Here is a 6,135-nt window from a genome sequence, read left to right as displayed (position 1 = left end):
CCGCTCGTCCCTGGCCTGGATTTCCCACAGACCCACGGGAACCGAGGCCCCATCCTTGCGACCGATAGTGGCGAATGCCGAGCGCTCCCGGCCCTTGAACTGCAATTCATAGCCCTGCAATTCGCCAGCGCCAACGTATTTCGCTGTGGGACAGCGGTAGCGCATCTGCTCTTTGTTGAGATTACTGCCATAGGCAACGTACAATTTTTTAGCCATATCGACCGTCCTTTCACATTCTCATGCCCATTTCTTGGGCCTCGTCCTGCTCTATTTCTTCCGTGGATTCTACCGGCGCAGGCACCTGCTCCATGGCTTGGGCAACAGATTCAGCTAACCTTTTTTCAGCCAGCCTTTGCTTTTGAGCTTCGGCTTGGGCTGGGTCTTTCCACGCAATATTACCGTCCAAATTCTTCAGCAGATGGTGGCGGGCCGTTTTGAATTCATCGCCAATCAGCCCCAGCCGCAGAAGCCAAACCCGAAACGTGTACTTTTCATTGCTGCTCTGGGTCTTGATGCGGGAGGCCGACTTCTGTACCAACGCCTGGTGGCTTATCGCCATGCAGAGTTGAATATACGATTTTATCTCCCCGGCATGAAGCGTGGAGTTAAATAATCTGAATTCGATAGTACCCTTGGAGAACACGCTATGCAGGTTAAGCCCATGGTAGCGGCTCTCATCATAATGATAATTTCTACCAGACCGGCCATTGTACCAGATTGACTCCAAGGTATCCATAGACGTGGGACGTTTTGCATTGAGCTCATCCAGAAACCGGGTATCTGCTTTGGCACAGTAATGCTCTCTGTGAACATCCACCTTTAGGGATTTATAGAGCAAGTCCTCCTTCGCCGCCATGATATTCACGATGTTACGGAGCGTTTTTACATCATGGGGTGAGGTGTCAATGTGGATATGAATTCCACACGAGCTGTTGACCTTGGCCCCGGCAGAGCGCAATTTCCGTATCAACTCTTGAATAGTCCCAATGTCATCGTACTTGCAGATAGGTGACACGAATTCCACCGCATAGGCCGCATTTCGGGATTCGCCCCGCCGTGACTCCCTGTGGATAGACGAATCACTGACCACTTTCCATTGGCGGTTGTCACCGTCCCGGACAGCGAAGGCATCGTATATCCCGCCCACATGGGTGGCGCTGGTATTAAAATGACCGGCAATCACCTGGGCCGCAGCCGCGCGGGTGATGCCGGTCATCTCGATTTCTATACCAAATTTCTGTGTTCTCAAAAGCTATCACGGCTTTCCGGGAGAGGATCGGAGGAAGTTGCATGAACGTCAACAGCCGGTTCTGATTCTGGTGTAGGCCGGGGGCGCTTGCGCCGTTCCGCGGGCTTCACCTCCATGCTAGAGCGCAGATCCAGGAACTCGCGCACATTGCCGGGCACGGCTTTGGCATAGAGCGTGTCCACAGCAGAGACCATTTCCTGCTCCACCGACTGATTCTTCTGCCCCAGATAGAGCCGCAGAGCCGCCAGCTTTTCCTCGTCGTAGGGGATAGTGATGCTGTCTTTTTTCATGGGGTATCAACTCCTTCACATAGACATCCCCGGAGCCTGTTCCTGCACAAACTCCGGGGCGATGGTCAGGTATATTTCATTTTGCGTGGTCTCCACCTCGTCGAATTCCGGGCGCTCCGAGAGCATATCCAGAAATAATTGCCGGTCAAAATTGACCATGTCCTCATCGTATACCCGCTGCTCCACCTCCGCGTCCAAATCTGAATAGGGCAGGGTGAAGCCACCGTCCTCCTGCCCAGCCAACGCCTGCTGAACATATTTCTCCACCAGCGCGTCCATCCCCACGCAGAAGTCGTACAGGGACGGGTAGCGGTTCATAAGAGCGAGTGTTCGCGCACCGGAGATATATGCTGCATACCGGGCATAGGAACTCCCTTCTGAATTCACGAGGATGCCGTCATCGATTCCCTCACAGAGCACCAGCATTCCATGGGTGATGCCATGTCCATCGGTGTGCAACTCCTTGGCTTGTTCTGCGATGAAGGGATAATCTTCCAGCAAGTGTTCCTTAAAATAGAGGAATTCCCCCGGTGGCAGTTCAACTATATGCTCGATTTCCCAGGGCTGGGCAAAAATCTCAGGCTCCTTGCGCTGGGGTATTACTTTCACTATCATCTTCTGTACCTCCGAGTTCGTATTTGGGAGTGCCGTATCCGTAGATTTCAAAATACCCTATAGGGTAGCTGTTCTGCTGACAGGCATCGCCCGAATTTCCTTCTATAGTGTATACCCTGCCATTTTCCACTTTCTCCACGATGCCCACATGGTCGGGGCTGCCGTCCTGGAGGCCGTTTTCGTCCACCCAGTCAAAGAAAATAATAGCGCCGGAAGTCGGCGTGGCGGAACCATCTTGCCAGAGATTCCTTGCCTTGAACCAGCCAGCCCCTTGCTCACAGCCGGAGAATCGTGGTATAATACCGCTGTCGATATACCCACACTGGTCGGCGCACCAGCTTACAAAGCAGGCGCACCACTCCACCCGAGAGGGGAACCCGTACCAGCTCCAATAGGGTTCGCCGCCTACATTGCCAAGCTGGGAGCGGGCCACGTCCACGATCTGGCGGTTCACGAAAGACATGATTTTCTCGAAGTCCTCCGGGTCAATATTTGTGCCGAAGGCGGTGTTGACAGCGGCAATAAGCTCCGCATGGGTCTGACCCTCCACGAAACAACCTGCCAGCTTAGTGACGAAATCAGGCTCATGAGCGAAGTCGCCCAGAGCAAAAAGGAACAGCACCAGCGCCTCCTTGAGCCGTTTTTCCTGCCCTCTGGCGGTCAGCGCCGCCTGGATTTCGTTGCCGGTGTCCTCTATAAATTGCAGGTCGGCCCGCTGCTCCGGGGTCAGGTTTTGGATTGCCATGCGCTGGAATTCCGGCACGTCTATCTCGAAATCTGTGCTAAAAATGGCGATCACCGCTGCTACAGGCATGATGATAGCCACCAAGAACGTCAGCACGATAGCCAACACTTTTTTCATTGTCTTGGGGTCGGACAGCAGAGCAACAGCAAGCTTTTTCAGAGCCGCGCCCAGCGCTGCACTCATCGGCCTCCCGCCTTTCCGAACAGAGCAGACTTGTAATCCGGCGCAATCACCTGCAACAGATACCGCTCATTGCCGCAGCGGTACAGACAGGTGCCCCGCTCCGGGTACTTTATGAGTTCAAATTCGCTGGGCTCCACCTGCAAAGCGTCCATAAAATCCTTGGGGTTGATCTGCCCGGCGTTGAACAGGAACTGGTGGGTGGGGATGGAGAACAAGGGTTTTGTGAATTCCCGGATGCTGGGAATGAGAAAATCCTCAATATTCTGGCTGGCCAAAATAATCGAGGAATCCTTCTTCCGCACACGCTTCATGGCGTTGCGGATATATTCGATTGCCGTCATGTTGGTGAGGAACAGATACAGTTCGTCTATGCTGGCAGCGGTGTTACCCTTGCCCAGCAGCTCGTTTGACATATAGGAGAGAATGTTGAACAGCATGGCGTCCTTGAGCCGCTTGTTGGTGTCCATCAGCCCTTTCACGCCAAAACACAGAAACCGGTCATCCACAATGTTGGTATGCCCGTTGAAATATTTGGATTCTGCCCCCACGCACATGGAGTAGATGCCCAGGCACACCTCCTGCAGCATTTCCTCGGTGTAGAGGTACTTGCGCTCCTTGTCGTAGGTGTGATATTCCTCCTGGCACAGCTTGTAGAAATCAGAGAGGATGGGAAAATCGCAGGGCTTTTTAGTGGCGTAGTCGGTGCTGTCGGTGATGCCGAACCGGGCGTACAGCTTCATGAGGAGTATCTCTATGGTGTCGATCTGAGCGTCGGTGAAATCCTTGTAGGCCCTGAAAAAGTCCTTGAGGAACGCAATGTGCTGGCTCAATCGTGTTACCCGCTTGAATGCATCGGGCGTAGTAACATCCACCTCCCCGGAGCCGTCCGTCCAGGCTTTGGGCTCCAACGGGTTGATGGTGTACTCCCCGGACATAAAGTCGATATAGCAGCCGCCCAGGGCGCGGGTCAGTTCCTCATACTCCGATTCCGCGTCCAGGCAAATGCAGGTCTTGCCGGACTCCCGTAAATTTGTTAAAATGAGTTTCAGCAGGTAGGACTTGCCCTGCCCGGAGTTGCCGAGGATGAGGATGTTGCTGGTGGTCTTGTCCTCGGCCCGGCGGTCAAAATCCACAAGCACATTGGAGCCGTACTTGTCCCGCCCGATATAGAGGCCGTGGGGATCGGTTTTGCCGGAGAAGTTGAAGGGGTACAAATTTGCTACCGAGCTTGCAGGCAGCACCCGCTCATACTGCGCCCCGAACTGATTCGCGCCCACAGGCAGAACAGAAAGGAAGCCCTCTTTCTGGCGCAGAGTCAGCCGGTCTACGGAGATTTTCGAGCGGGTCAGCTCCATGGATATCTCGCTCTGGAGCTCCTTGAGCTTGTCCAGGCTCCGAGCCTTTAGCTCGATGAACACCGAGCAATGGAGCAGAGGTTCTTTGTTCTTCCGCAGGTTAGCGAGAAGTTCCACCACATCCTGAAGGTTCCCTTGGGCTTCGATGGTCTCATTCACATCGTTGCCCCCGGACATGAGCTTGTTCTTCCTGGTGGCATTTTGCAGGATTTTCCTCTGTTCCATAGGTTCCACCAGTCGATGATAAATGCGCAAAGTTACTCCGCTGCGGTCGGCAAGCTGGGAGAGAATGGCCTGTTCCTCCGTGCTGGGCGGGTACTCCCGCACTACCCACACCGAGCGGTACGAGTCGCCCACGATATAATAATCGCTCATAAAGCGCACCGAGCCCGGCAGGATGCAGTCGAAGAAATCTTTTGTACGCACAGCTTCAAGCTGGGCCGGATTCATCTTTTTATTCTTTGTCTTCTTGGACATAGTCACACAACCTTTCTATAATTTTGCAGCCAGCACCAGCAGCCTGCCGTTGTGGGCGGAGTCGTAACAGGTAGACAAAGTCAGGATTTGAGTGCCAAACTCTGGTCTGCTGACTACTTGAAATAGTGCCTTGCCAATGATTCTCTCAACAGCACTGTTGAAATCTTTCGCGCCAGTGGCACCTACGAACTTGTACCAGTCATCATTACTTTTGACCCAGGCCACGGCGAACACCCGATATTCCGCGCAGCCGTCTGCCGTCTGAAATTCTACACTGGGGTGGGCCTTGCAGAAATCCTCCCGCACATACCCTTGCAGACCGGCGAACATGGTTCCATTCATCATGTTGTGTCCGTAGATGATGAGATTGTCGCTGTCCAATGCACACCGAGAATCCAAAAAAGGAACGCCCGACTCGCTGTACTCGCCCTGAAAATTGCGGCGCAGATACTTTTCAGGATTGTCAGGCGTGTGCATCACGGGATAGTTGATATCGGTTTCAGGGATGCACAGCCAGCCTATAAAATCATCGTTCATGGCGAACAGTTCGGAGAGGTCGCGCTGCGCCGGTTCATTCTCAGGAGGAGATCCCTCTGAGACATCCTCACTATTCGGCTTTGTACTAGCAGCAGGCGGTTCCGTTGGGGTGGGAGTTACATTGGAATTTTCCACTGTCACCAGCTTGGCAAGCTGCTCAAAATCCTCTTTTTCTTTCTGCCGTGACAGCAGTTCCCTGCCAATCATCACCCCACAGGTGACGAGGACAGCCGACAGCAGAAACGCAAAAACGCCGAATTTAATCCTCCGGCTCATATTGTCCTACCTCGAAAAATTGGCCGCCGTCTGTATCCGGGAGTTGGTCGCCGTTCATGCTGGCGTCGAAATAGATAGCCAAGAATCGCTTGATGTCGCTCTTGCGCATACGCCTGACTTCAAATCCCTGCTCGGAGATTACTTTCTCAATACGGTTCACAGCCTGGAACACCTGGTCAGCTTTCATCCCCTTGCACCGGCTGATAAACAGGAACTGCCGGGCGGTCGCCATCTCAGCCTGCGCCCGGTCGAGCATTTCTCTGTCCTGCTCCAAGAGCTGGCGCACCAGCGGATTCCCTTCCTCCTGGAGCCGCCCCCGCAAATACGCTTGGTTATCATCGAAGCACTCGCAGGAATCCGTGCAGGTGATTTCAATGTCGGGAATGGCGGACAAGACCATCATCAGAT

At 53.7% G+C, this 6,135-nt stretch carries 6 protein-coding genes and 2 pseudogenes; all 8 read right to left on the bottom strand.

What is annotated here, in order from left to right; all coding sequences use genetic code 11:
• Nucleotides 1-216, bottom strand: a pseudogene (locus U8U01_RS16795) (gamma-glutamylcyclotransferase family protein); the annotation flags it as partial.
• Between the two features lie 13 nt (nucleotides 217-229).
• Nucleotides 230-1,249 carry an amidoligase family protein gene (locus tag U8U01_RS16790; protein WP_322176737.1) on the bottom strand — a complete coding sequence of 340 codons (1,020 nt, stop codon included), beginning with the start codon at nucleotides 1,247-1,249 and terminating at the stop codon, nucleotides 230-232.
• Entirely contained in the window at nucleotides 1,246-1,539 is a 294-nt protein-coding gene (locus U8U01_RS16785) for a DUF6103 family protein (RefSeq protein WP_322176736.1), read from the bottom strand. Before U8U01_RS16785 ends, U8U01_RS16790 begins: the two co-directional genes overlap by 4 nt.
• A 15-nt stretch (nucleotides 1,540-1,554) precedes the next feature.
• Complete coding sequence (locus U8U01_RS16780; protein WP_322176734.1) at nucleotides 1,555-2,154, bottom strand: DUF6329 domain-containing protein; 600 nt, start codon at nucleotides 2,152-2,154, stop codon at nucleotides 1,555-1,557.
• Nucleotides 2,117-2,605: pseudogene (locus tag U8U01_RS17515) on the bottom strand (CHAP domain-containing protein); the annotation flags it as partial. The pseudogene U8U01_RS17515 and the gene U8U01_RS16780, both read right to left, overlap by 38 nt.
• A 473-nt stretch (nucleotides 2,606-3,078) precedes the next feature.
• The gene (locus U8U01_RS16770) at nucleotides 3,079-4,914 is read right to left on the bottom strand and encodes a VirB4 family type IV secretion system protein (protein ID WP_322176731.1); all 1,836 of its coding nucleotides are present in this window, start codon (nucleotides 4,912-4,914) and stop codon (nucleotides 3,079-3,081) included.
• Nucleotides 4,915-4,929: 15 nt separating this feature from the next.
• Nucleotides 4,930-5,727, bottom strand: coding sequence for a class B sortase (locus U8U01_RS16765; RefSeq protein ID WP_322176729.1), 798 nt, complete (start codon nucleotides 5,725-5,727; stop codon nucleotides 4,930-4,932).
• Nucleotides 5,711-6,135, bottom strand: a 425-nt coding sequence (locus tag U8U01_RS16760; protein WP_322176727.1) for a hypothetical protein, incomplete at its 5' end; no start/stop codon positions are given. The genes U8U01_RS16760 and U8U01_RS16765, both read right to left, overlap by 17 nt.

This window comes from Acutalibacter caecimuris (assembly GCF_034335085.1).
GTDB lineage: Bacteria > Bacillota > Clostridia > Oscillospirales > Acutalibacteraceae > Acutalibacter > Acutalibacter caecimuris.
The sequence above is the reverse complement of the archived record's forward strand: the minus strand, read 5'-3'. Positions and strand labels throughout refer to the sequence as shown.

Bases quoted from the DNA above. Each gene is read 5' to 3' on its own strand.
- U8U01_RS16785 (WP_322176736.1), bottom strand. From the start codon at position 1,539: ATGAAAAAAGACAGCATCACTATCCCCTACGACGAGGAAAAGCTGGCG.
- U8U01_RS16765 (WP_322176729.1), bottom strand. From the start codon at position 5,727: ATGAGCCGGAGGATTAAATTCGGCGTTTTTGCGTTTCTGCTGTCGGCT.
- U8U01_RS16770 (WP_322176731.1), bottom strand. From the start codon at position 4,914: ATGTCCAAGAAGACAAAGAATAAAAAGATGAATCCGGCCCAGCTTGAA.
- U8U01_RS16780 (WP_322176734.1), bottom strand. From the start codon at position 2,154: ATGATAGTGAAAGTAATACCCCAGCGCAAGGAGCCTGAGATTTTTGCC.